25 protein-coding genes are annotated in these 24,101 nt (G+C 60.0%); 8 read left to right on the forward strand and 17 right to left on the reverse strand.

Annotation, left to right across the window (positions count from 1 at the left end):
* Positions 1 to 254: 254 nt before the first annotated feature.
* Positions 255 to 815, reverse strand: a complete 561-nt coding sequence (locus BM399_RS16335; protein WP_092868794.1) for an acyloxyacyl hydrolase — start codon at positions 813 to 815, stop codon at positions 255 to 257.
* 510 nt (positions 816 to 1,325) lie between these two features.
* Between BM399_RS16335 and dapF the strand changes: the two genes are divergently transcribed.
* The 6 genes from dapF to BM399_RS16365 all read left to right on the forward strand — a co-directional run bounded on the left by dapF (position 1,326) and on the right by BM399_RS16365 (position 6,641).
* A complete protein-coding gene (gene dapF, locus BM399_RS16340; protein WP_092868795.1) occupies positions 1,326 to 2,195 on the forward strand; it encodes a diaminopimelate epimerase in 870 nt (289 codons plus the stop codon).
* 56 nt (positions 2,196 to 2,251) lie between these two features.
* Positions 2,252 to 3,514, forward strand: a complete 1,263-nt coding sequence (mtaB, locus tag BM399_RS16345) for a tRNA (N(6)-L-threonylcarbamoyladenosine(37)-C(2))-methylthiotransferase MtaB (protein WP_092868796.1) — start codon at positions 2,252 to 2,254, stop codon at positions 3,512 to 3,514.
* Positions 3,511 to 4,605: a signal recognition particle-docking protein FtsY gene (gene ftsY / locus BM399_RS16350; protein ID WP_092868797.1), complete on the forward strand. Its 1,095-nt coding sequence runs from the start codon at positions 3,511 to 3,513 to the stop codon at positions 4,603 to 4,605. Before mtaB ends, ftsY begins: the two co-directional genes overlap by 4 nt.
* A 59-nt stretch (positions 4,606 to 4,664) precedes the next feature.
* Positions 4,665 to 5,297, forward strand: a complete 633-nt coding sequence (locus tag BM399_RS16355; protein ID WP_244531310.1) for an inner membrane-spanning protein YciB — start codon at positions 4,665 to 4,667, stop codon at positions 5,295 to 5,297.
* 5 nt (positions 5,298 to 5,302) lie between these two features.
* The gene (locus BM399_RS16360; protein WP_092868799.1) at positions 5,303 to 5,914 is read left to right on the forward strand and encodes a septation protein A; all 612 of its coding nucleotides are present in this window, start codon (positions 5,303 to 5,305) and stop codon (positions 5,912 to 5,914) included.
* Positions 5,915 to 6,137: 223 nt separating this feature from the next.
* Complete coding sequence (locus tag BM399_RS16365) at positions 6,138 to 6,641, forward strand: MarR family winged helix-turn-helix transcriptional regulator (RefSeq protein WP_092868800.1); 504 nt, start codon at positions 6,138 to 6,140, stop codon at positions 6,639 to 6,641.
* Here BM399_RS16365 and BM399_RS16370 read toward each other — a convergent pair.
* Positions 6,638 to 7,666, reverse strand: a complete 1,029-nt coding sequence (locus BM399_RS16370; RefSeq protein WP_092868801.1) for an aspartate-semialdehyde dehydrogenase — start codon at positions 7,664 to 7,666, stop codon at positions 6,638 to 6,640. The two genes, BM399_RS16365 and BM399_RS16370, sit on opposite strands and share 4 nt — an antisense overlap.
* A 293-nt stretch (positions 7,667 to 7,959) precedes the next feature.
* On the opposite strand from BM399_RS16370, the gene BM399_RS16375 reads away from it, so the two are divergent.
* Entirely contained in the window at positions 7,960 to 8,388 is a 429-nt protein-coding gene (locus tag BM399_RS16375) for a hypothetical protein (RefSeq protein ID WP_244531311.1), read from the forward strand.
* A 125-nt stretch (positions 8,389 to 8,513) separates the two neighbouring features.
* Here the strand turns inward: BM399_RS16375 and leuB are convergent, their stop codons facing one another.
* Positions 8,514 to 9,629 carry a 3-isopropylmalate dehydrogenase gene (gene leuB, locus BM399_RS16380; RefSeq protein ID WP_092868802.1) on the reverse strand — a complete coding sequence of 372 codons (1,116 nt, stop codon included), beginning with the start codon at positions 9,627 to 9,629 and terminating at the stop codon, positions 8,514 to 8,516.
* A 121-nt stretch (positions 9,630 to 9,750) separates the two neighbouring features.
* Here leuB and BM399_RS16385 point away from each other — a divergent pair, with 121 nt between their 5' ends.
* Positions 9,751 to 10,845 carry a M23 family metallopeptidase gene (locus BM399_RS16385; RefSeq protein ID WP_092868803.1) on the forward strand — a complete coding sequence of 365 codons (1,095 nt, stop codon included), beginning with the start codon at positions 9,751 to 9,753 and terminating at the stop codon, positions 10,843 to 10,845.
* Here the strand turns inward: BM399_RS16385 and BM399_RS16390 are convergent.
* The 14 genes from BM399_RS16390 to BM399_RS16455 all read right to left on the reverse strand — a co-directional run bounded on the left by BM399_RS16390 (position 10,825) and on the right by BM399_RS16455 (position 23,998).
* Positions 10,825 to 11,454, reverse strand: a complete 630-nt coding sequence (locus BM399_RS16390; protein ID WP_092868804.1) for a DUF4337 domain-containing protein — start codon at positions 11,452 to 11,454, stop codon at positions 10,825 to 10,827. The genes BM399_RS16385 and BM399_RS16390 overlap by 21 nt on opposite strands.
* Positions 11,455 to 11,517: 63 nt before the next feature.
* On the reverse strand, positions 11,518 to 12,192 hold the full coding sequence (locus tag BM399_RS16395; RefSeq protein ID WP_092868805.1) for a 2,3-bisphosphoglycerate-dependent phosphoglycerate mutase: 675 nt from the start codon (positions 12,190 to 12,192) through the stop codon (positions 11,518 to 11,520).
* A 43-nt stretch (positions 12,193 to 12,235) separates the two neighbouring features.
* Complete coding sequence (gene dapB / locus BM399_RS16400; RefSeq protein WP_092868806.1) at positions 12,236 to 13,033, reverse strand: 4-hydroxy-tetrahydrodipicolinate reductase; 798 nt, start codon at positions 13,031 to 13,033, stop codon at positions 12,236 to 12,238.
* 134 nt (positions 13,034 to 13,167) lie between these two features.
* Positions 13,168 to 13,701 (reverse strand): inorganic diphosphatase, encoded by a 534-nt coding sequence (gene ppa / locus BM399_RS16405; RefSeq protein ID WP_092868807.1) that lies wholly within the window; start codon positions 13,699 to 13,701, stop codon positions 13,168 to 13,170.
* A 139-nt stretch (positions 13,702 to 13,840) separates the two neighbouring features.
* Entirely contained in the window at positions 13,841 to 14,347 is a 507-nt protein-coding gene (locus BM399_RS16410; protein WP_092868808.1) for a GNAT family N-acetyltransferase, read from the reverse strand.
* A 155-nt stretch (positions 14,348 to 14,502) separates the two neighbouring features.
* A complete protein-coding gene (locus BM399_RS16415; protein WP_092868809.1) occupies positions 14,503 to 14,979 on the reverse strand; it encodes a phasin family protein in 477 nt (158 codons plus the stop codon).
* A gap of 260 nt (positions 14,980 to 15,239) precedes the next feature.
* A complete protein-coding gene (locus tag BM399_RS16420; protein WP_092869160.1) occupies positions 15,240 to 16,535 on the reverse strand; it encodes an ATP-dependent DNA helicase in 1,296 nt (431 codons plus the stop codon).
* 238 nt (positions 16,536 to 16,773) lie between these two features.
* Positions 16,774 to 17,031, reverse strand: coding sequence for a PepSY domain-containing protein (locus BM399_RS16425; RefSeq protein WP_092868810.1), 258 nt, complete (start codon positions 17,029 to 17,031; stop codon positions 16,774 to 16,776).
* 112 nt (positions 17,032 to 17,143) lie between these two features.
* On the reverse strand, positions 17,144 to 18,982 hold the full coding sequence (gene typA, locus BM399_RS16430) for a translational GTPase TypA (protein WP_092868811.1): 1,839 nt from the start codon (positions 18,980 to 18,982) through the stop codon (positions 17,144 to 17,146).
* Between the two features lie 220 nt (positions 18,983 to 19,202).
* Entirely contained in the window at positions 19,203 to 19,985 is a 783-nt protein-coding gene (locus BM399_RS16435; protein WP_092868812.1) for a hypothetical protein, read from the reverse strand.
* Between the two features lie 77 nt (positions 19,986 to 20,062).
* Positions 20,063 to 20,782, reverse strand: a complete 720-nt coding sequence (locus BM399_RS16440; protein WP_092868813.1) for a site-2 protease family protein — start codon at positions 20,780 to 20,782, stop codon at positions 20,063 to 20,065.
* Positions 20,783 to 20,838: 56 nt separating this feature from the next.
* Positions 20,839 to 21,366 carry a hypothetical protein gene (locus BM399_RS16445; protein WP_244531312.1) on the reverse strand — a complete coding sequence of 176 codons (528 nt, stop codon included), beginning with the start codon at positions 21,364 to 21,366 and terminating at the stop codon, positions 20,839 to 20,841.
* A 1-nt stretch (position 21,367) separates the two neighbouring features.
* Entirely contained in the window at positions 21,368 to 21,577 is a 210-nt protein-coding gene (locus BM399_RS16450; RefSeq protein ID WP_092868814.1) for a TOBE domain-containing protein, read from the reverse strand.
* Positions 21,578 to 21,592: 15 nt separating this feature from the next.
* Positions 21,593 to 23,998, reverse strand: a complete 2,406-nt coding sequence (locus BM399_RS16455; RefSeq protein WP_092868815.1) for a TonB-dependent receptor plug domain-containing protein — start codon at positions 23,996 to 23,998, stop codon at positions 21,593 to 21,595.
* Positions 23,999 to 24,101 lie beyond the last annotated feature (103 nt).

The following is a 24,101-nucleotide window of genomic DNA, read 5'->3' on the forward strand; positions in this document are numbered from 1 at the left end:
CGTCCCATGCGCAAAGCCGTACTGCGCAAAGCACAAACGCACCCGGGAGCGCCACGCGCCGCCGGATGTTTACCCCCCTGCCTCCCGGACGCTTTTCGCGAAAAAAGGCCATGTGCAGGGCGGCGGCTCTGAAGTCAGGGCCGTCGGAATGGCGTGGGTATGGGGGAAAGGGCCGAAAAAGTCAACTTTGCCGGCGGGTGCGACGCCTCTGCGCAGGGCCGGCCAAGCGCAGGATCTCAGCGGCGCAAGGAACCTTAGAACCGGTAACCGTAACGGAGGCCGATGCGGTCCATGCCTTCGTTGAATTTCTGGGTGTAGGCGTTCGACATGTGCTCGAAATAGACCGAAACGTCGGAATGCTCGTCGAGATGGTAACCAACTTCCATCGGGATGTGGAACAGGACGCGCGAGCCTAGCCACTTCTTGTCGGGATCGGAGCCCGGTCCGCCGATTTCGCCGTCGTGGATGGCGGCGCCGAGGCCCAGCCCAAAGAATAATCCCGACGGGCAATCGCCCTGCCAGCGGGCGTCGATATAGCCGTCGCTGGTGTCGCCGCGGGTGTTGATCGATCCGCCGATGACCGGCCGAATGGCGCCCCAGGGCAGCGCCCAGGCCGCTGCAAATTGGGCTTCGATATTGATGTCAACGGCGTTGCGCTCGACCTGGAAGCCGCTCCAGAGGTCCGGCACGTCGTGGGCGAGCACGCCGACTTTGAGGGCATAGAGAAGGCTTTCGGCCGACGCGCCGTTTTCTGCTCCTATCGCAATGACGGCGGCCAGACCGACCGTCGCCGCGATGCGCACGAAAACCCTCATCCCCAAAACCCTGTCCCCGACGACTGAGGGAGTAGTTGTGCGTGATTTCGGTATTTGCGCAAGCCGCGAACTAGAGAAACTCGAGCCGGCTTGCGCCCCTGTCACACTGTCCGGCCGGCCTAGTTGCTAACTTTGCAATGCTGGGGTGGGTCGCTTGCGTTGCCTGCCCCAAGCGCGCGCCAAGTTGAAAACGCGGCGTTCGTAGGCTCGCTCGTCGGCGGTGAGGCAAATACAACCGTAGCAATAGCAAGGGCGTGCGCGGGCGAAGGCGATTTTGAAAAGGAGCGGGTTTGACGATGGTTGCGCCATTTATGATCTCATGTGATTTGAGCGACGCTCGCAGTTCGTTCAACTAAAACAAGCATTTGCGGCACACTAACGGGCAAGCGACGATGTTTGTTCCGCGACGAGGCCAAGGCAGCTGCCGCGATATCGATCATAGCGCGGCCTCTCCGCGCCGTGACCCTGTTCCGATTGTCATTTTTCGCGCTTCTCGCCATATAGGCTCACATGAATACCGCAACGACCCTTCCCTTCCTAAAAATGAACGGACTCGGCAACGAGATCGTCGTTGTCGATTTGCGCAATAGCTCGCGGACGTTCACGCCGGAAGAAGTCGCGGCGGTGGCCGCGGATCGCATTTCGCGGTTCGACCAGATGATGGTTCTGCACGCGCCCAGAACGGCGGGCACCCTATCGTTCGTGCGCATTTACAACGCCGACGGATCGGAAGCCGGTGCGTGCGGCAACGGCATGCGCTGCGTCGGCTGGTTTCTTGCCCAAGGCGGCGCAGGCGAGCGCTTTCTGGTCGAAACGCGCGCTGGCGTTCTCGGCACGGTCGTCAAAAATCAGGCTTCGATAACCGTCGACATGGGTGAGCCCAAATTCGATTGGCAGGATATTCCGCTGGCGGAAGAATTTCGCGACACTCGGGCCATCGAGCTGCAAGTGGGGCCGATCGACAATCCGGTCTTGCATTCTCCGTCCGTCGTCAATGTCGGCAATCCGCATGCGATCTTCTGGGTCGAGGATCTCGATCTCTACGACCTCGGACGGTTCGGGCCGTTGCTCGAGAACCATCCCATTTTTCCGGAGCGCGCGAATATCTCGCTGGCGCAGGTGACGTCTTCGGAATCCATTCTCGTCAGAACGTGGGAGCGCGGAGCGGGCTTAACGTTGGCATGCGGCTCGGCGGCGTGCGCCGTGGCGGTGTCGGCTGCCCGGAAGCGTCTCACTGGCCGCCGCGTGAAAGTAACCTTGCCCGGCGGTGACCTCATGATCGAGTGGGCGGCCAATAACCACATCCTGATGACGGGCCCCGTGGAGTTCGAGTACGAGGGCGCGATCGATTTCTCCAAATTGGCAAAGGTGTCGGTTTAGTTCGACGCCCGGCTTCGCTTTTGCGAGCGCCTCTCAAAAGGACGACGACGAAGCTTATGTCCGAACCCGAAGTGATAACGCTCGGCTGCCGGCTGAATGTTTATGAATCCGAGGTTATGCGGCGTCACGCGCGCGAGGCGGGGCTTGATAACGCCGTCATCGTCAATACGTGTGCAGTGACGGGCGAAGCCGTTCGCCAGGCAGCGCAGACCGTGCGCAGGCTGCGACGCGAGAGACCGGACGCGCGCATTATCGTTACCGGCTGCGCGGCGCAGATCGAGCCAGAGCGCTTTGCCGATATGGCCGAAGTCGATCACGTCATCGGCAATGGCGAGAAGATGAAGGCGGAGACCTTCGCCGGCCTGTCGACATCGACGAGCGAGCGGGTTCTGGTGAACGACATCATGAGCGTGCGCGAGTCGGCGCTCCATATGATCGACGGTTTTCATTCGCACACGCGCGCGTATTTGCAGATTCAGAATGGGTGCGATCATCGTTGCACGTTTTGTATCATTCCGTTCGGCCGCGGTCCGTCGCGCTCGGTGCCTGCCGGAGAAATCGTCACGCAGGTGCGCGGGCTCGTCGAGCGTGGATACTTGGAAGTCGTGCTGACGGGCGTCGACATCACGTCTTATGGCCGCGATCTTCCGGGCGCACAGACACTCGGCCAGCTCGTTCGGCACGTGTTGAAGCATGTGCCGGAACTCGTGCGCCTTCGCCTGTCGTCGATCGATCAAGTCGAAGCCGATGCCGATCTGATGATCGCGCTCGGCGAAGAGGAGCGGTTGATGCCGCATCTGCATTTGTCGCTGCAAGCCGGCGACGATCTTACGTTGAAGCGAATGAAGCGGCGGCATTTGCGCGCCGACGCGATTGCGTTCTGCGAGAAAGCGCGGGCGCTACGGCCTGACATCGTGTTCGGCGCCGATCTCATCGCGGGGTTTCCAACCGAAACGGATGACATGTTCGAAAATTCTCACAGCATCGTCGATGAATGCGGACTTACGTATCTTCACGTGTTTCCATTTTCTGCTCGCCACGGGACGCCTGCAGCGCGTATGCCGCAAGTTCCGGGGAACGTCGTGAAGGAGCGCGCAGCGAAGCTTCGCGCCAAGGGCCGAGAGGTGCTCGCTTCATATCTCGAAAGTCAACGCGGGAAGGTGGTTGAAGTGCTGGTCGAACGCGACGGCAACGGACGCACGCCGCAATTTGCAGAGGTTCTCATGCAGGGCGAGCGTGTTCACAGTGCGGGCGCGATCGTGAGTGCCCACATCAAGCGCGCGGATGCGCAACGGCTCGTCGGCGAGGTTTGCGCGTGAGCGAACCCAAGGAAAAAGGCAAAGGGATCTTCGGCCGCTTTTTCAAAGGTGCGTCAGAGCCTGCCCCTGAACAAGACGCGAAACGCAGCGAAGACGTTGTTCCGTCCGTTGCTCCGGACGCCGCGCCGCCGGTCGCCGTGGCCCCGGACATCGCCCCTGCAGCTGAGGCGCCGGTGAAACAGAGCTGGTTTCAACGGCTAAAGTCCGGGCTCGGCAAAACGTCATCGAAATTGACGTCCGGCATCACGGATCTTTTTTCGAAGCGAAAGCTCGACGCCAATACGCTCGACGATCTCGAAGATCTCTTGATCCAGTCGGATCTCGGTCTTGAGACGACGAGCCGGATCACGGACGCCATCGGCAAGGGGCGCTTCGAGAAGGGCATTTCCGCCGATGAGGTGCGAAGCGTTCTCGCGACGGAGGTCGAGCGTGTGCTGACGCCCGTCGCCAAGCCACTTGTCATCGAGCCGTCGCATAAACCGCATGTGATCATGATGGTCGGCGTCAACGGCACGGGCAAGACGACGACGATCGGCAAGCTCGCCAACAAATTCAAATCGGAAGGAAAATCGGTTGTGCTCGCCGCGGGTGATACGTTCCGTGCGGCGGCCATAGACCAGTTGAAGGTATGGGGCGAGCGCGCGGGCGTTCCCGTCGTTGCGCGTGAGGTCGGCGGTGATTCCTCAGGATTGGCGTTTGACGCCTTGAAACAGGCGCAAGCAACTGGCGCGGATGTGCTTTTGCTCGATACGGCCGGGCGGCTGCAAAATAAGCAGGTGCTGATGGAAGAACTCGAAAAAGTCACACGCGTTCTAAAGAAGCTTGATCCGAGCGCTCCGCACGACGTTGTGCTTGTGCTTGATGCGACGACAGGTCAGAACGCCCTGAACCAAGTCGAGGTTTTTCGAGACCGCGCCGGTGTGACAGGCTTGATCATGACGAAACTCGATGGGACGGCTCGCGGGGGCATTCTTGTTGCGATCGCCGCCAAGTTCGGCTTACCGGTGCACGCCATCGGGGTCGGAGAAGGGGCGGACGATCTGCAGGCCTTTTCGGCAGCGGATTTTGCGCGGGCCATCGCAGGCATCTGAGTTCGCGGGGAACGGAACACCATATGACCCAAGACTTAAATATCGGGAATCCTCCACTGATGAAGGCACGCAAGCGCTTCTTTCCATTCAACGCCGAGCAGACGATCAACATTCTCAGTGAATTCGGTCCGTTGGTGACGATGTTCGTCGTCAACGCCTTCTTCGGCATCAACGCGGGGACCTGGGCGCTGATCGGCACGACGGTTCTGTCCATCGGCGTGATGCTTTACATGTTCCACCGGCCGCCGATTTTCCCGCTTATCGCGTCGAGCGTCACGATCGTCTTTGCTGCTCTGACGCTCATCACGCACGACCCGATGTGGGTTCAGATCAAAGTTACGATCTTCAATGCTTTGTTCGGTGTGTTCCTGATTTCAGGGCTTTGGTTGAATCAGAACTTTTTCAAATATGTTTTCGAGAAAACGTTCCATTACACCGATGAAGGCTGGCACAAGTTTACCTGGAGCTTCGCGCTCTTCTTCTTTTTGACGGCTGCAGCGAACGAATACGTTCGGCAGACCTTTCAAGAAAACCGGATGTACGAGATTTTGGGCCATGAAATGGACGGTGTGAACGTCTGGATCCTGTTCAAGGTCGCGATCGTCCTGCCGGTGTCTGGACTTTATGCGTGGGTCCTCACCAGGATCATGCAGAAATATCGCTTGCCCGATCCGGCGCACGTTGAAGGCTAGAGAACATGTCGGATCAGCAAAAGGTGCCAGGTACGAGCGATGAGCCGCAGTTCGATCGCAAGCAGTTGATCAAGCTGCTCGTCGAGCTTGGCCCGCTCGTCGTATTTTTCATCGGCAACAGCCGCTACGGCATCTTCGCTGGGACCGGGGCCTTCATGGTCGCGACGGTCATTTCGCTTGTGGCTTCGCACTTCCTGCTCGGGCGGATCGCCACGATGCCGCTCGTTACCGGCGCATTCGTTCTTGTGTTCGGCGGCTTGACGTTGTGGCTGCAGGACGACCATTTCATCAAGATCAAGCCGACCATCGTGAACGGTCTTTTCGCGGCAATTCTATTCGCCGGGCTTGTCTCGGGCCGTCTGTTTCTCAAGATCGTATTTGGTGACGTCATGCGCCTCTCCGAAGAGGGCTGGCGGATTCTGACGCTCAGATGGGCGTTATTCTTCGTTTTTCTCGCGATCCTCAACGAAGTGATGTGGCGGCTGTTCTCCACCGACACGTGGGTGGCGTTCAAGGTCTTCGGCATTATGCCGATCACGTTCCTTTTTGCGCTCGCACAAATAGGCCTTCTGAAGAAACACGAGGCCGCTGACAGAAATGGTCCGAATGCGTCGTAATTCGCAAGCCTGACTCCAGTCCCTTTCTGTTATTCGCAAATTTTTGAACGCCGTTTGCCTTTTCACTGGACGGAGCACTCCAGGTAGTATTTCTTGGCAGGAACTACCGGACTGAACTTTAGGTTTGATCATTTCGCCTTATCGCTGAGCCACGGTTTTTGGGTCTTGGAGCTTCGATGAATCTTTCGGGGGGGAGATTGGGTGGAATGTACTGGGGCATGGAATGGCACGAGATACAATCAACCGCCTTGAACGGTCGCCTTTGCATCTTCTACACCGAGCCGGACAATGTGCGGCCGAAATCTTCCAAAGTGAACTTGGCGAGGATGATCTAACACCTCGCCAGTATGCGATCTTGTTGACGGTCGCTAACAACGAGGGCGTGAGCCAGACTCAGCTCGTGGAGCTGACGGGCATCGACCGCTCGACACTGGCGGACGTGGTTCGCCGCATGCTCAAGAAGGGCTTGCTTCAACGCCGCCGTACGCGGGACGACGCACGAGCCTATGCCGTCAAGGTGACGGAAGAGGGTGCGAAAGTTCTGAAAGCGCGCGATCCGCTTGCTCGCAAGGTCGACGAGCGCATCCTGTCGGGGCTGCCCGCATCGCAACGAGACCGGTTTCTCCAGGATCTCGGCGCGATCATTCAGACGCTCAACCGCCTGAGAGAAAAAGAGAGCGCCGGCAAATCTGCGGACGCTCCCTCAACTCAGCGGCGTGGAGCTTAAGCGGCCTTCGGTACAAGCCGCTGATTGACGATCGTCTCTGCAATCTGCACAGCATTGAGGGCTGCGCCCTTGAGTAGATTGTCGGAGACGATCCACATCGCGAGACCGTTTTCGACGGTCGCGTCTTCGCGGATGCGCGATACGAATGTCGAGAATTCGCCGGCCGCCTCGACGGGCGTGATGTAGCCGCCGGGCTCGCGCTTATCGATGACGACGATGCCGGGCGAAGCGCGCAGAATTTCGCGGGCTTCTTCGGGGCTGATCGCTTTCTCGAACTCGATGTTCACCGCTTCGGAATGTCCGACGAAGACCGGAACGCGCACGCATGTCGCCGTAAGCTTGATCTTGGGGTCCAAGATCTTCTTGGTTTCGGCGAGCATCTTCCATTCCTCCTTCGTGTATCCGTCCTCCATGAAGACGTCGATGTGAGGAATGCAGTTGAAGGCGATCTGCTTCGGAAACTTCTTCGGGTCAACTTCCTGGCCAGGCACGTACTTGCCTTTGGTCTGCTGCCAAAGTTCATCCATCGCGTCCTTGCCGGCGCCGGAGACGGACTGGTAGGTCGAAACGACGACGCGCTTGATCTTCGCTGCATCGTGGAGCGGCTTCAGGGCCACAACGAGCTGGGCAGTCGAGCAGTTCGGGTTCGCGATGATGTTCTTCTTCGTGAAACCGCGGATCGCGTCGGCGTTCACTTCCGGCACGACGAGGGGCACGTCCTGGTCGTAGCGCCAGCACGATGAGTTATCGATGACGATCGTTCCCTGAGCGCCGATACGCGGCGACCATTCCTTCGAAACGGTCGATCCTGCCGACATCAAGCAGAAGTCAACGCCGGTGAAGTCAAACGTTTCCAAATCCTGGCATTTGATGACGCGATCGCCGAACGAAACCTCTGTGCCCATCGAACGGCGCGATGCCAGAGCATGGAGTTCGCTGACGGGAAATTTGCGTTCCGCGAGCACATTCAGCATCTCGCGGCCTACGTTGCCCGTGGCGCCGACGATGGCGACCTTATAGCCCATAACGTTATGTCCTTGAAAATCTTGGTTTTTATCTACGAGATTCGCTCGTGCGACGCATGTCTTCCTGGGCGTTCACATACTCGGCCAGCCCAAGATTTTCAAGGATTGTCGAGGCATGGCAGCTGCACGCGTTCTTAATTGAACTTCGCGTACGGAAAATGAGGGTGGCGACATCCCGCCCATGCGTCCGCGGCCGCGAAGGAAACATTTTATGTCTTTAGTAGCGGCAACAGTTCGCCGTTCGCGACAGAGGAAAAAGGGGGCCGCTAGTGAATCCGTTGAAGACGCTTACGATGTTTGCCATCGGGGCGCTTGTGCTTACTGCTCCAGCATTCTCGCCATCCAGCTTCGCGATCAGCGCGTGGCTGGACGATACGGAGCTTCAGCGGTTCAAGGGTGCGACAATCGATGGCCGCTATGTGAACGGCAAGCATTTCACCGAACACTACGGGAGCGACGGGCGGCTCAACTACGTCGAAGCCGCGATGACGCTCCGTGGGCATTGGTCGATCACCCAAGGCACGCTGTGCACGATCTACGATTTCGATGAGACGGGCGGCTGCTACCGCGTCAGCCGCGTTGATACGAACTGCTACGAATTCTATTTCGTTTCGCGAACGGAACAAGCAGCGCCGGGGCCGGGCGATGGCAAGCCGCGCTGGACAGCGCGCGGGGCCATACAGGGCCATCCAAGCGCCTGCCAAGACGAGCCGGCTGTTTAATTGCGCTTGGCGACTCGCGTTCCGCGAGCCGGCCGCCAAGCGCGGGATGTTTCTTCGTTCTTCGGCTGTCATCCCCGCTGTAGCGAAGCAGAGAGCCTGGATCTAGAGCACCTTGTGAAGTGCGATCAGGCGGCGAGCGACTTCAGTTCGTCTTCGATTGCCTTGCCCATCTCGCTCGTGCCGACCTTGGTCATTCCAGGCTGCATGATGTCGCCGGTTCTCAGGCCCTTATCAAGGACGCGCGCAATCGCCTTGTCGACGAGATCGGCTTCTGCGCCGAGGTCGAACGAATAGCGAAGCGCCATCGCGAACGAGGCGATCGTCGCGATCGGGTTCGCGAGACCCTTGCCGGCGATGTCGGGCGCTGAGCCATGCACGGGCTCGTAAAGCGCTTTGCGGCGGCCGGTCTTGGGATCGGGAGCGCCAAGGGATGCCGACGGCAACATGCCGAGCGAGCCCGTCATCATGGCTGCTTCGTCGGACAGGACGTCGCCGAAGAGATTGTCGGTGACGATGACGTCGAACTGCTTCGGATTGCGGATCAGCTGCATCGCGCAGTTGTCGGCGAGAATGTGCTCGAGCGTTACGTCGGGTGCGTAAGACTTATGGACGTCGGTCGTGACCTGCTTCCAGAGCACGCCGGTCCGCATGACGTTGTGCTTTTCGGCCGAGTGGACGAGGTTTTTGCGCTTCCGAGCGAGGTCGAAAGCAACCTTGGTGATCCGCTCCACTTCATGCGTGGTGTAGACCTGCGTATCGACTGCGCGCCGTTCGCCGTTCTCGAGCGTTACGATTTCTTTCGGCTCGCCAAAATAGACGCCGCCCGTCAGCTCGCGCACGATCATGATGTCGAGGCCTTCGACCAGCTCGCGCTTCAGGCTCGAAGCATCGGCGAGCGCGGGGTAGCAGATCGCCGGGCGAAGATTGGCGAAGAGATCGAGATCTTTCCGCAGGCGCAGGAGGCCGGCTTCCGGGCGGTGCTGATAGGGAACGTTTGCCCACTTCGGTCCGCCGACGGCGCCGAAGATCACGGCGTCGGCTTTTTCCGCCTTCGCCATTGCCTCGTCGGTGATCGCGACGCCATGCGCGTCGTAGGCGGCGCCGCCGACGAGATCGCGGTCAACCGAGAAGCGGACGACATTGCTCTTGCTGTTGAAGAAACCGATGAGCCGTTCGACCTCTGCGATTGTTTCAACGCCGATGCCATCGCCAGGGAGCAAAAGAAGGTTGTGCGTCGTCATCGGTTAACAATCCTTGGTCCAACTCAGGTGGGGAAATCAGTCGGGGGGAGTGCTAGCGTTTGGACAGGCGCGCGGCAAGCTCCCGGCCGCGAAAAACGGCACTTTGGCGCAGAGGGGTGATATGCAGCTTCGACGGTGTCGGTCCGCTTCGGCGGCATTAGGACTTCTGCTGACAGGCCTTCTAAGCCAGGGCGCGGCTTCAGAGGACCGGCCGGAGCTCTCGCTGCCGCTTGCCTGCCAGCCCCATAAGACCTGCTTCATTCAGAACTACGTCGATATCGACCCTGGACGCTCCGCCAAGGACTACATGTGCGGCCGGGCCACCTATGAAAAGCATAGCGGCGTCGATTTCCGCCTGCTCTCCGCAGCCGCGACGACGCCACCGGTGGCCGTCCTCGCGTCCGCCGACGGAACCGTTAAAGCGGTGAGGGACGGGGTCGCGGACGTTTTCTTCAAAAAGGCGAAGCCGCAAGACGTTGCGGGCCGCGAATGCGGCAACGGCGTCATTCTCGATCATGGGGGCGGCTGGGAAACCCAGTATTGCCACATGCGCCAGGGCAGCGTGCGCGTCGCCAAAGACCAAGCCGTCAAGCGCGGCGATCAGCTGGGTGACGCCGGATTTTCCGGCATGGCGGACTTCGCGCAAGTCCACATCAGCGTTCGTCACGACGGGAAAATCATCGATCCTTTTCTCCCCGATGCGGCGGAGGGAAAATGCGATCCCAACGCGCGCGGGCCCGGGATGTGGCAGCCGGCGGCCGCAGCGGCGTTTCCTTATAAAAACGGCGAGATGATCGGCGCGGCGTTCGCAGGCGCGCCGCCGACTGTCGAGGCGCTTGAGATCAACGATCGCGACGTCGTTCCGCTGACGGCGTCATCGCCCGCGATCATCCTCTACGGCCGCTTTATCAATCTGATGAAAGGCGACCTCGTGCGTTTCGTCGCCTCGGGGCCGGGGAGTGAGATTTTTGACGAGAACGCCGCTCCGCTCGAGCGCGATAAGGCGACGTACGTTGCTTTTGCCGGCAAACGGCGCCTCGGCGATGCTTGGCCCGCCGGACACTACAGCGGGCGCGTGGAGCTTATTCGCGATAGAGGCGTGATCGCGACGAACCTCGTCAGCTTCGATCTCCCTGGGGCGCCCGGGCCCGCGGCGACGGGCTCCGAGAAGTCTGGGTCCGAGAAGTCTGGCGCGTCAGGACAGGAAGCCCGGTAGCGGAACGAGCAGCGTGAAGCCGCCGATGGTGAGAACCGCGCCGAAGCCGCCGAGCACAAAGCTTGCGAAAAGGAGGAAGTTGCCGCCCGAGATCAGCGCAACGGAAGCAAGCACGATCGCGATTTGCAGGAGTGCCTGGCCGTAGTCGAAATAGGGGCCGCGCTTCAGCGCTTCATCACGCGAAGCTTCGAGGGCTTTGCCCTTCGCAAAGAGTTCATCGAGACCCTCGCCCCGTTCCGGATCGGAGGTGAGCAGCTTATCCTGAAGCTTGTAGTCGGCGATTTTTGCTTCGATGTACTTTTGGGCGTCGTCCGGCATCGCGGGCGTCGACTTCAGCATCACATCGAATTCGTCGGCGTGAAGTCGCAGTGACTGGCGGCGGGCATTCTTGGCCTGGAAGAAGGACCAGACGTTCGCGGCGGCGATATTGTGCTGGGTCGCGTCTTGCTGGGAGTTGCTGTCGCCGAGGCTGCAAAGAGCCAGAACGACAGCGAGAATGCCGACATAGACGCCGATGAGCTTCTCTCGGGTTTTTACGGCGTGGTAGCTTGTGCTTTCCCGGTTGACGTTTTCTCCGGCCGCGTCGCCACTAAGTTCTTCCAACGCCATCTCACCCCCCGGTCGATCAGCACTGTCTAGACGATATGGTCCTTAGTCGATGCGGTCTGAGGGTTAGACAATACGATCCTCAGGCGGCGCTGCAAGTGAGCGTGCCGGAAGCAGATCCTTGCGGTCGATTGCCTTGCCGTCTGCCCCGAGCCTGTAAAGAATTGGAGCGCCCGTCGCGAGCTCGCGCTCGAGGATTTCATCCTTCGACAGATTTTCCAGGATCATCACGAGGGAGCGAAGCGAGTTGCCGTGCGCCACGATGATCACGTTCTTGCCCGCCGTGATTTGCGGCCAGATGGCTTCATCGTAATAGGGGCGGACGCGGGCGAGCGTGTCCTTCAGGCTTTCGCCGTCGGGGGGCGCAATGTCGTAAGATCGGCGCCAGAGCTGGACCTGGGATTCGCCCCACTTCTTGCGCGCCTCATCCTTATTGAGGCCGGAGAGCGCGCCATAGTCGCGTTCGTTCAAAGCGGGGTTGCGAATGATCGGCACATCGGGCTGGTGAAGCTCCGACAGGATGATATCGAGCGTACGCTGAGCGCGCTTCAGAGCACTCGTGAACGCGATATCGAACTTGACGCGGTGGTCGCGGATCATCCGGCCCGCCACGCGAGCCTCTATCACGCCCTTCTCCGTCAGATCCGGATTGCGCCAGCCAGTGAACAGATTGAGCTTGTTCCACTCGCTCTCGCCGTGGCGGACAAGCACAAGAATGTTGTCTGTCAGAGCGTCCGTCATATCTTCATCCCGGCGTCTCCAGCAGCGGTCGGCAATTGCCTGATTAGATACCCAGCACGTCGGTCATCGCGTAGAGACCCGGCGCGCGGCCTTTTGACCAAAGGGCCGCTTTCACTGCGCCCCGGGCAAAAATCCCTCGATCGGCTGCACGATGAGTGAGCTCGATCCGCTCTCCCTCGCCAGCAAAAATCACCGTGTGATCGCCGACGACGCTGCCTCCGCGCAACGTTGCAAACCCGATATCGCCCGCCCGGCGGGGACCGGTGTGTCCGTCGCGAACGCGAACGGAATGATCTTCGAGCGCAATTTTTCGGCCAGCGGCAGCGGCTTCTCCCAACATCAAGGCCGTTCCGGACGGGGCGTCTATTTTCGCCCTGTGATGCATTTCAACAATTTCGATGTCGTAGTCGTTCCCGAGCGCGGCGGCCACCTGGCGTGTCAGCGCCTGCAGGAGGTTGAGGCCAAGGCTCATGTTTCCGGCCTTGACGATCGGCGTCCGCTTTGCGGCGTCTGCAATCGCAGCCAAGCCTTCTGCGTCGAAGCCGGTCGTGCCGATGATGTCGGCTGTTCCGGAGCTTGCCGCCAGCCGGGCGAATTCCACGCTCGCTTTCGGAATGGTGAAATCGACGATGGCGTCGGCCGCGGCGATAACGGCAGCGGCGTCGCTCGTCACGGCGATGCCGAGATGCTCGAGCCCCGCGAGTTCGCCGATGTCCTTTCCAAGGACCGACGAGCCCGGCGTTTCGGTGGCGCCGCTAACGGTGCAGCCGGGTTCGGCGGCGATCGCGCGGATCAGTTCGCGGCCCATTCGGCCGGCCGCGCCCATGACGGCGATCTTCATGACGTCTCCGGTAGCTCGAAGGTAAGCCGTTCAGCCGGGCGGATATAGCAACTCGGTTGCTCGACCGTAAAGGGCAGGTCCGGGATAATTACCGGATTGAGGCCCTTAACGGCGAGCAATCGTCGTCAAATCCCTTAAGCGGGGGTTTTGGCGCGCTTCAGGGCATCCACAATGAGCGATTTGGCTTCGTCGGCGTGGCCCCAGTGATCGATCTTCACCCATTTGCCCGGCTCGAGGTCTTTGTAGTGGGCAAAGAAGTGCTCGATCTGCTCGATGGAGATCTTCGGCAGGTCGGTATAGCTCGTCACGGTCTCGTAGCGCTTCGTCAGCTTGCTCGAGGGCACCGCGATGATCTTTTCGTCGCCGCCGCCGTCGTCCGACATCACAAGAACGCCGACGGGGCGGCAGTTGATGACGGCGCCCGGGACGATTGCGCGCGTGTTGCAGACGAGAACGTCGATCGGATCGCCGTCACTTCCCAATGTATGGGGGACGAAGCCGTAATTGCCGGGGTAGCGCATCGGCGTGTAGAGAAAGCGATCGACGACGAGAGCGCCGGACGCCTTGTCCATCTCGTATTTGATCGGCTCGCCGCCGACCGGCACTTCAATTACGACATTGATATCATCCGGCGGGTTGTTGCCCGGGCTGATTGCGTCGAGACGCATGGTGGACCTCAAATTAAATCGTTTCGTTTGGCGGCCGGACTTCGCGTGGAAGAACGGCGGTTCCACGACCGCTTAGGTCACGGCTTGCAAGCATCACATGCGGCAAAAGCAGCCCGCTGGCCATAGGCCAATGGTGCCTTTACCACTCGAACGCGATGCGGGTGCTGAGGACTTTGCCAAATCGGACGCAGGACCGGCGCGTCGGTCGGCCGCCGCAGCTGATGTAGAAGGCCCGGGCCCTGTCATTGCCTTCGAGTGCCCAGACGATCAAGCGCTCCAAGTCGAGGCCGTCGAGCGTCGCGCGGCAGGCCTCGAACAAATGTTCGCCGATGCCGAGGCCTTGGTAAACGGGCGTTAAGTAAAGCTCGTAGATCTCGCCACCGTCACGGCCGCCGCCACGGGCGCGTCCGCACGTTGCATAGCCTGCGATGGTGTCGCCATGCAGAGCGACGAGCAGATTTCGTTCGGCTGCGATTGCGCGACGCCACCAAGTGGCATCCCGGCGCATAATTTCTCGTTCGAGATGGAGAGCGGGGAGGATGCCGGTATACGCGAGCCGCCATGAATCGCGGAAAACCTGAGCGATCTCGCCGGCGTCGGCAGACCGGGCGTTGCGGACAGAAACCTCGAGGCTCTGGTTCAGCATAAAAATAGTCTAGCGCTAAGACGGGTAAAACGCATCAGCGGTTCTGACCCCGATCGAAATAAAAAAAGACGCGGAACTAGTGTCCCGCGTCCAGTCTTCGACCGAAGTGCCCCACTCGACCGGCCTCAAAGGCGGCCGTTGTCATACTCGAGTCCTTAGCCGACGCTCTTGAACTGCTCGAACGACTTCGTCGTCGCGGCGCCAACCGTTTCAAGAGTCTGCTTGGTGACCTTGTTCGAGAGCTCGAAGAGCTCCTTCGACTGGGAGCCAGCAACAGCGAACTGCTGCTGCCAATAGTTTGCCTGCAGGCGTGCGATTTCCGGGAACGTGCGGGCGCGTGCCATGGCCTGGGCGGCTTCGAAAGCCGCTTCCGTGTTGGCAAGCGTGTTGGCAACGATCTTCTCGCCGATCGACTTAGCGCCGGCCTGGGTCGTCAAAAGGACTTCCTCGGCGACCTTGGCGTTGTCTTTCGCGAGGGATGTGAACTTGTGATAGGCGTCGCGCGATTTTGCGATCGCATCTTCTGCAAACGCGGAAATGTTCTCAGGAACCTTGGCGTCCTTGCCAGCGGTGAACATCTCTTGAGCTTGCTTGGTGAAGTCTTGGACTTGGCGGGTAAAAGCATCGGTCATGGGGTGACTCCTAATTTTTCAATAAATCGAGTGCGACTTCTAAAGAGGGGCTGGCGCCCGATGGCGAAACCAGTGCTCGATATATATGCAAAGTCATTGTGCGATGCAATATGTTTTTGCTTCGCACTTCGAGAAATGCGAGTTTCAATGCCTAAAGCGCGTCGTTATGCCTCAAATATGTTTAAACGCCGACCCGGAAGGGCAGTTATCCCCTATCCTCTTCTTCGCACGTGCGAAGGCCAGTGCCCGTTTCAAATGCGTCAAAGTTTTGAAAAAACATCGCGATAGCCGATCGCGCTCGGATCGAACATAACGTCGCGGCGCGTGAGAGGGCGGGCCAGAGCCAGTCCTTCGAGCGTCCGGCAGCGCGAAAGCGCGACGTACGTCTGGCCGTGCGCGAACGTGCCTCCGCCGAGGTCGACATAGACCTTATCGAGGGTCAGCCCCTGGGCTTTGTGAATCGTCAGCGCCCAAGCCAAACGAAGCGGGAATTGCTTGAACGTCCCTGCAATCGTCTCGACGATCTTTTCGGCGGATTGATCGAAAGCATAACGCCGATGCTCCCAGGCGACCTGCTCGACTTCGTATTCCTTGCCTGCAACTTCGACGAAGATCTGCTTTTCCGTCAGGCGCGAGACGCGGGCGATCGTGCCGTTGACCCAACGCTTGTCGGGATCGTTCCTCAGCATCATCACCTTGGCGCCGACTTTCAGCTCGAGAGCGACGTCGGCCGGCTGGACGTTCGTTGCAAAGTCTCCGGTGATATTCGCATCGAAACGCGTCGGCTGGCCTTTCAGCGCTTCGAGATAAGCGGTGTTGATGCGCTTGGCGGCTGCGTTCGTCGTCGTCAGGATCACATAGGGCTCGCCTTCGGCAAGCGTGCGGATCGGGCTGACGCGCTTATTGATGAAGGCGAGATCGTCGTCGCTGACACTGCCTTCGCGGACGGAGTTCAGCACATGGATCAGCGCGTCGTCGGTCTGGCGGAAGATCTGGTCGAGTTCGAGAAGCGCCGTGCCGCTTCCTTCCCGCAGCGCAGGGATCGAAAAGAAAAACGGGCTTCCGTGCGCTTCGACGAGATGCGCGAGGACTTCGCGCTCCTGAATGACGGGCGGCAATTGATGGAGGTCGGCGAACAGCAAGATGCGTGCGCCGCCGAAGGGCTCGCGCGGACGTCCGCGGTTGACGCGAAGCGAGCGGTCTATCGCCCACATCATATCGGATCGCACCATCGAGGCTTCGTCGATGACGACGAAATCGAGTTCGCGCATCACGCGGCCGTTGCGGCTTCGGCGAATGTCGCTTTCCTGGATGAGCCGAGGTGGAAAGCCGAAGAATGAATGGATCGTCTGGCCGCCGATGTTGATCGCGGCGAGGCCCGTCGGTGCGAGCACGACCATGCGGTCTTCGTAGGCGTCGCGCAGCGCTTTGAGCAGTGTCGACTTGCCGGTTCCGGCCCGTCCGGTGACGAACAGGTTGCCGGTCTCTTCTTCCATGAAGGCGGCCGCACGCTCGAAAGCCGGTGTCGGCGTTACGCCATTGGGCCAGTCGATCACTGCAGCCAACGGCTGTCGAAGGCCGTCTCCAATGAGGTGTCGATGGAAAGAGGCATTGTCAGGTGGTTCGGCCCATTTCCCCGGTGACGCCGAATTGGCGCCCGGCAGTCAAACCAAACGTCGTCTCATAAGTCAAATCGGCGCTTCGGGGCGATGCGCAGCGCTGGGATGCAGATAAAATTACGGGCGGAACTCCCGAAGGAGCCGCCCGCAGTGTCAGTAAATTGGGTTTGCGATGTCAGTCGGCGCTCATATCGATCAGCTTAAAGTTCTTATCAAACTTCAGGTCGTACTGGCCGCCCTCTTTGCATTTGGCGTCGTCGAGCTCGTAAACGCCGGTGCTTTCGGTTTCCTTTTCCCACTTGCCGCCTTCGCATCCCCATGCGGCGGCTGCAGCGGTCGCGCGCTTCATCTCGTCGTCAGATAGGGGAGCATCGGCAAATGCCGGGGCTGACAGTGCACATGCCGCGCACATTGCGAAAAAGAGCTGCTTCATCGAAAACTCCTGTGGTTCTGCCTCAGAAGTCTTTCACTTGGGCGCGGGGCGCGAGGGGACAAGGCCGAGCTGCGATGTTCCGCCGGATTGTCACAATATTGTTAAAGCGAGTTTACGCAGCGCCACTCGCGCGATCGGCTTCGCTCTTGCGGCTCTGGCGCTTGCGTTCGTTGGGATCGAGCCAGCGCTTGCGCAGGCGGATCGACTTCGGCGTTACCTCGACGAGCTCTTCGTCGGTGATGTAGCTCATCGCCTTTTCGAGCGTCAGACGCATCGGCGGGGTCAGCAGAACGGCGTCGTCCTTGCCCGAGGCGCGGACGTTCGTCAGCTTCTTGCCCTTGACGACGTTGACTTCGAGATCGTTCTCGCGCGAGTGCTCGCCGACGATCATGCCCTCGTAAACGCGGTCCTGCGGGTTGACCATGAAGGGCCCGCGATCCTGAAGGTTGAAGATCGCGTAGGCGACGGCTTCGCCGGGGCTGTTGGAAATCAGTACCCCCGTGCGGCGTCCGGCAATTTCACCCCGGTACGGCTTATAGGCATGAAACAGCTTGTTCATGATGCCGGTGCCGCGCGTGTCGGACAGAAGCTCCGACTGATAGCCGAGAAGCCCGCGCGTCGGCACGTGGAACACCATGCGCGTGCGTCCGCCACCGGAGGGGCGCATCTCGAGAAGATCGCCTTTGCGCTCGGCGAGCTTCTGCACGACGACGCCCGTATAGTTGTCGTCGACGTCGACGATGACTTCCTCGATCGGCTCAAGGCGCTGGTTGGTTTCGGGATCGGTCTCGAACACCACCTTCGGCCGCGACACGGTCAGCTCGAAGCCTTCGCGGCGCATATTCTCGATCAGGATCGCGAGCTGAAGCTCGCCGCGGCCCGAGACGACGAAGCTGTCGTTGTCTTCGCTTTGTTCAATGCGAATGGCGATATTGCGTTCGGCTTCCTTCAGGAGGCGATCGCGGATGACGCGGCTTTGAACCTTGTCGCCTTCCTGGCCCGCAAACGGGCCGTCGTTGATGCGGAACGTCATCGACAGCGTCGGCGGATCGACGGGCTGGGCGGGCAGCGGATCGGTAACGACGGGATCGCAGAGCGTGTCGGCAACGTTCGCCATGCTCATGCCTGCGAGCGCGATGATGTCGCCGGCGCCTGCCGATTCAACCGGGGTGCGCTCAAGGCCGTGGAACGCCAGAACCTTTTGAACGCGGAAGCTCTCCAGAACCTTGCCCTCGCGGTCGAGAGCCTTCAGCTGCTGGTTCGGCTTAACGGTGCCCGACGTGACGCGGCCCGTGAGAATACGGCCAAGGAACGGATCGGCGTCCAGCGTCGTCGCAAGCATACGGAACGGGCCATCGTCGACGGCCGGCGGCGGCACGTGATCGAGGATGAGATCGAACATCGGCGCCAGATTTTCCTGCGGCCCCGCAGGATCGCGCGCCATCCAGCCCGAGCGGCCCGAGCCGTAAAGAACGGGGAAGTCGAGCTGCTCGTCGGTCGCGTCGAGGTTGGCGAAGAGGTCGAAGACTTCGTTCAAGACGTCGAGGTGACGTTCGTCCGGGCGGTCGATCTTGTTGATCGCGACGATCGGGCGGAGGCCGCGCTTCAGGGCCTTCGAGACGACGAATTTCGTCTGCGGCAGCGGGCCTTCGGAGGCGTCTACCAGAACGATGACGCCGTCGACCATGTTGAGGATACGTTCGACTTCGCCGCCGAAGTCGGCGTGACCGGGCGTATCGACGATGTTGATGTGGGTACCTTTCCACTCAACACTCGTACATTTGGCGAGGATGGTGATGCCCCGCTCGCGTTCGATGTCGTTCGAATCCATCGCTCGTTCGGCAACCTTCTGGTTTTCCCGGAACGAGCCGGACTGCTTCAGAAGCTCGTCGACGAGTGTCGTCTTGCCATGGTCAACGTGAGCGATGATCGCGATATTGCGAAGGGCCATTTACAACCTGAGTTATGGATGAGCGCCACGGGCAGTGCCACTGCGGCGCAATATAGGGGTCGCACGTAGCATGGCGGCACGGCGCTGGGCTAGGCAGCTTCCGAAAATTAGGGTGCGGCTTAACAGTCGGGAAGCGCGACATGGCGCCCTTTGGCACGATATTTGTTAAGTGGTGCTGCAGAGGCGCATATCCAACCCGATCAGACCGCTCAGGACGTTGCTAGCGGACAGCGGCGGTTTCGGCGGCCGGTTTTTGGGCTTCTTCCTCGGTCCGCAGGGTTGTCAGAAATTCGTCAATATCGGGCCGCGGCGAGGGTTCGCGCGCAAGGCGCCGACGCTGGTTTTCCGCAACGACGAGCGCCGAGACTGCGGCGCCCGGGGTCTTCAGGCGGCGGCTTCCGGGGATCAACAGCGGATGCTGCGGCTCTTCCAGGTCGAGCTCTTCCAGGAAGGTTTCGCGAAGTGCCGCGAACGCTTGCAAAATCGCATCGCGGACGAGCGCCTTCTTCTCGTTCGATGCCTCAGGCGCCACCCTTGGATCGAGCGTCTGAAGCGCCCGGCGCATGTCGTGAAGCGGCGCGTAGGGGTAAAGGCCGATCAGGCCGTCGGTCTCGCCGGTGTTGCGATAGACGATGCGCATCGTGTCGATCGTCTCGCTGATCCGGTAGTAGGCCGCCAGATAATCGTCGGTCGCGAGGTAAGGCTTTTCGCAGGTCGACAGCAGGACGGACTTCGTCCGCACGATGTTGCGCCATTCTTCTTCGAGGCTATCGATGAAATTCGACCGCTTCTGGAAGACGTTGGAAATATAGGCGACGCCGCCCGTCGCGATGAGCAACGACATATCGCGCATGAATTCGTAGACGTTGCTGGCGGCGGAGACGACGAAGGGCGGAAGGCCCGGAATGTCGTTGGCGAACTTCGACGCGAGCAGCAAAGCCAAGACGACGGCGAGCAGCCAGTACAGCCGCGAGAGCGTGCGGTTGACGGAGACGCGGGTCATGACATCAAAACTCCGGCGGGCGCTACGCTACGCGCGAGATATGGCCGGAGAAGCCGGTCTTTTGCAAATGCCGCCTGCTAATTATTTTCCGCGTCGGCGGGCTGCTTCAGGATTGACCAGTTGATGATGGCGATCTGGGCGCCGATCAGCAGCATCACAAGATTCATGCGAAACCCGATGAAAGCGCTCCACAGTCCGACAATGACGCCGAGCAGAGCAATTGTCCGGACGGCGCCCGATTCAGGCAGTATCGCGCCCAGAATGTCCCGGTAGATCCTGCCGCCGTCGAGGGGGAAGGCCGGGAGCAGATTGAAGATGAGCATCGCCAGGTTGATGCCGCCGAGGGTCAGTGCGGCTTGCAACTTCCAAGGACTGTCTTCGAGCCACGGTGCGGGGTCGATTGGGCCGAAGCCGCCATTGAAGCCGACATCGGGTTGGCCGAGAGCATTCCAGCAAAGAAGAAAGATCAATCCGTTGGTCAAAGGTCCCGCAAACAGGATGATGATGTTTGCGAGCTTGGACGGGGGCGGGCGTAGCATCCGGGTCCAGCCGTAGAAACCGCCGACAAGAATTTCACCGACGGGAACGGCGAAAAGCCGGGCGACGATTGCGTGGCCGATTTCGTGCAGCAGGACCGACAGAAAAACGCCGGCCACGAGGACGGAGAAGGCAACCGGGGACTGCTGGAAGATGCCGAACAGGAATAGCGGCACCAGAGCGAACGTTATGTCGACCTTGATCGGAATTCCGGCGAGGCGGAAGATTTCCAGTCTCGGCGTATCGGCAAGGTAATTCATGTCAGCCCTGCCAATCCGCCGAGCGGTAAATCCTTCAGAATTTTATCGCCCGGCCTCTACTCGGCTTGCCGGATGGCAAACTTTATCGAGTCCTTCTTAATGTTGCTGAACTCGACGGTAAACGGTCCGGGATCCAAATTAAAACGAAGTGTCTTTCGGACGCCATCGCAATCGGATTTGCCGCTGTGGGCGGTGGGCTTTAAGGACTTGCCGTCCTGGACGACGTCAACCCAGCCGCCGGTTTGCAGTGTCACCTGATACAGACCCGGGGCGCTGCTCGGACCATCGAAGTTGACGAAGCCGCCGTAAACGTCTCCTTCGGGTTTCAACCTGCCGGTCGGCGCCACGGGAAACGACACGGCGCTCATGGGTTGCAATGAAAGTGCAATGGCTTTTTCCGGAGGCGAGGGAAGCTTCGCGCCGGATTTCAAGGCTTCGCTTTCGGAAGCCTTCATCCATTGAAGTTCCGTTTTGACCGACCAGGGAAAGCTATCGCAGCCCCCGGTTTCGGCGGCAAAAGCCGTCGATGCCGCTGTCAACACGACCGTGCAGACAGCGACGGGCAACAATCCGAATTTTCTCATGCTAGCTTACCATCACCATGACGTCGGTCGCTTTGATTACGGCGGACGCCGCCATGCCTTTGACGAGTCCGAGGTCATCAACGGCCTCGTTGGTGATCGACGCCATCACGATGGTGCCGCCGCCGACATCGATCCGGACGTGGGAGGTCGTCGCGCCTTTATGGACGTCGACGATCGTTCCCTTGATGACGTTTCTAGCGCTGATCTTCATAAGAGTTCCTCTGCGTCAGAAGCGGGCCCGCACATTAGCGAACAACTGGCGGCCTGGCTCGGGGAAACCGTCTGCGAGCGAATAATTTTCGTCGAGCTGGTTCATGGCGCCAATCGCAATTGAGGTGCCCTCGGTAAACGTATATTCGGCCTGGAAGTTCACCAGAGCATAGGCGCCGAGATCGATGTAGTTCGGCTTGCCGGTGTAGCCGCTCGTCTTACCGCAGTTGCCGGTTGCGTTGGCGGGGCCTGTCGTATTCACAAGCGTCGATTTGCAGCTGGTGACGAGGGCCGTGCGGTCGGACGCGAGTTCGACGCTCGGCGTCAGCGTCAGCCTGTCGGTCGCTTTCCAGGCAAGATAGATGAGAGCCTTATGCCGGGGCGTGCCTTCGAGCTGAGTGGCGGCAACGGAATTGTATTCCGTCGTTGTCGAGCCCGCGGCCAGGGTCGCCGAGTCGAAGTCGAGGTGGCGCTCGAGGTATGTGTAGTTGCCGCCGAGCCGCAGGCCGGGCATCACGTCCCAGTCGGCCGACAGTTCGAAGCCATAGTTATAGCCATCGGCATTGAAGCCGATGATGGAGTTCTTGCTGTTGGCGCCGCCTGAGAAGGCGTTCTGGATGCTGTCGTCGATGTTGGCGTAGAAGATCGCCGACGAGACGTGGACATTGCGGAACACGGTATCGCTGATGCCGATTTCGTAATTGGTCGCGCGCTCGGGAGCGATGTCGGGGTTTGCCGTCTTCGAGCCAAAGCGCGTGCTGTAGCGCTCGAACAGCGTCGGGAAGCGCGTGCGGCTCGATACGTCGGCGTGGACCTTGCCGGTGTCGCTATAGCTGTAGATCGCTGCGGCTTGCCAGTTCCAGGCATCGATGTCGGGCTTATCGGTGTTGCCGTTGGCGTAGAGAACTTGATTGGTGTCGTAGCTGGCGCCGGTCACGATATCGAGCGATCGGGTTGCGTGGAACGTGTTCTCGAGGGCGAACGACCATGTCTCTTCCGACTGCCGTTTCGCGGGATCAAGGGTCTCTGAGTAGGTCGGCACATATTTGTAGTTGATGCTCTGCTCGTTGTGGAAGTCGCGACGGAAGTGGATCGCGCCCTTCAGCGTGTTCATCGGAATGAGGTCGGTGCCCATTTCGACGAAGCCGCCGTAGGAATAGTCATCGTAGGGACTGTCGGTGAATTGCTGCGTATAGGTTGCGTTCGGATAGAACGAGATCGAGTTCTGGAAGGTGTTATAGTAGGCGTTGGTCTTGATGTATGACGCATCGCCGAGCTTCGTCTTCGACAGCCACGACAGTGATGACGTATCCCATTGCGGCCAATCCCAATAGCGAACCGTGTTGCCGTTGAAGTAGCCCTGCACGATCTGCCGTTCGGTGCTGAGCGGCGCGCCCTTCTGGCCCTGCTGATTGGTGTAGTTGATGCTGTATTCGTCAGTCGCGTTCGGCGTGAGGCCGACCTTGGCGTTGATGCGCCAATCGCGGAAATCAGAATTATCGCGCTCACCTTTCTGCTGGTAGGGGAAGCCCGCTGCGACGCCCTGGTTATAGCCAAGAGTCGAGGAATTGGCGGGCTTGAAGTCGTGCGAGAGATTGAAGTGGTCCTGGTCGACGATGTTACTGCTGACCTGGGCGTAGTAACCCTTCTGACGCGTGCCAGCGTAGGCGTAAGCATTCCAGGAATTGAGGCTGCTGAGGTCGCCATCGGTGACGAGACCCGTGCGGCCCTCGAGTTCGATTTCCTTCGTCGGCTTGCGGCTGACGAGGTTGATCGCGCCGCCTTCGCCGCCCGGACCGTTCAGGACGGAGACGTAACCTTTCGCAACCTGGACTTCAGCAAGGTCAGGCGTCAGGAAGCGGCTGAAATCGAGCCGGTTATCGGCCGGCAGATAAACGCGAACGCCGTCGATCGACAGCGGAACCTGGTAGCGATTGAAGCCGCGCACGAAGATATCTTTTTCGTTGCGGCTGCCGCCGGAATTGGTCGACGACACGCCCGGCAACAGGTTGACGGCCTGATCGAGCGAGTTCTTGTTGAACGTCCACATCGCTTCGTTGGTGACGGTGCTGCCGCCGATCATATCGATCTGGCCGAGCGTAAACACGCCGATAGCAGGCCCGCCTGAGCCTGACGTCGAGCCGGTAGGACCTGCGCCTCCAGCCGATCCTTCACTCGCGTCGGCCGTGTTTTCTTGCGCCGTGCCGGACGGGGAGGCTTTCACAATTTGTGATGATGGTTTGCGCTTCGCGCGTTGACCGAGCGGTTCGGTCGGCGACTGCACAACGACAGGCGGCAGAACCGAGGCCTCGTCGGCAGTTACATCGCCACCTGGTGTCGGCGCCTGTTGAGCTTCTGCTTGATGCGATTCAACCACGACAACGCACACGGCCGCTACGGCGGCCAACGCAATCCGCGACATCTTCCCCCCAATTAAGTTCTTACGCGGTGCCCCCGCACCGTTCGTCCGCTATAGTTTCGCGGCTATATAGTCATAAAGCTATAACGCTGCGCAAGCGGAAATG

Source organism: Hyphomicrobium facile (assembly GCF_900116175.1).
In the GTDB taxonomy this organism is placed as follows: Bacteria; Pseudomonadota; Alphaproteobacteria; order Rhizobiales; family Hyphomicrobiaceae; genus Hyphomicrobium_B; species Hyphomicrobium_B facile.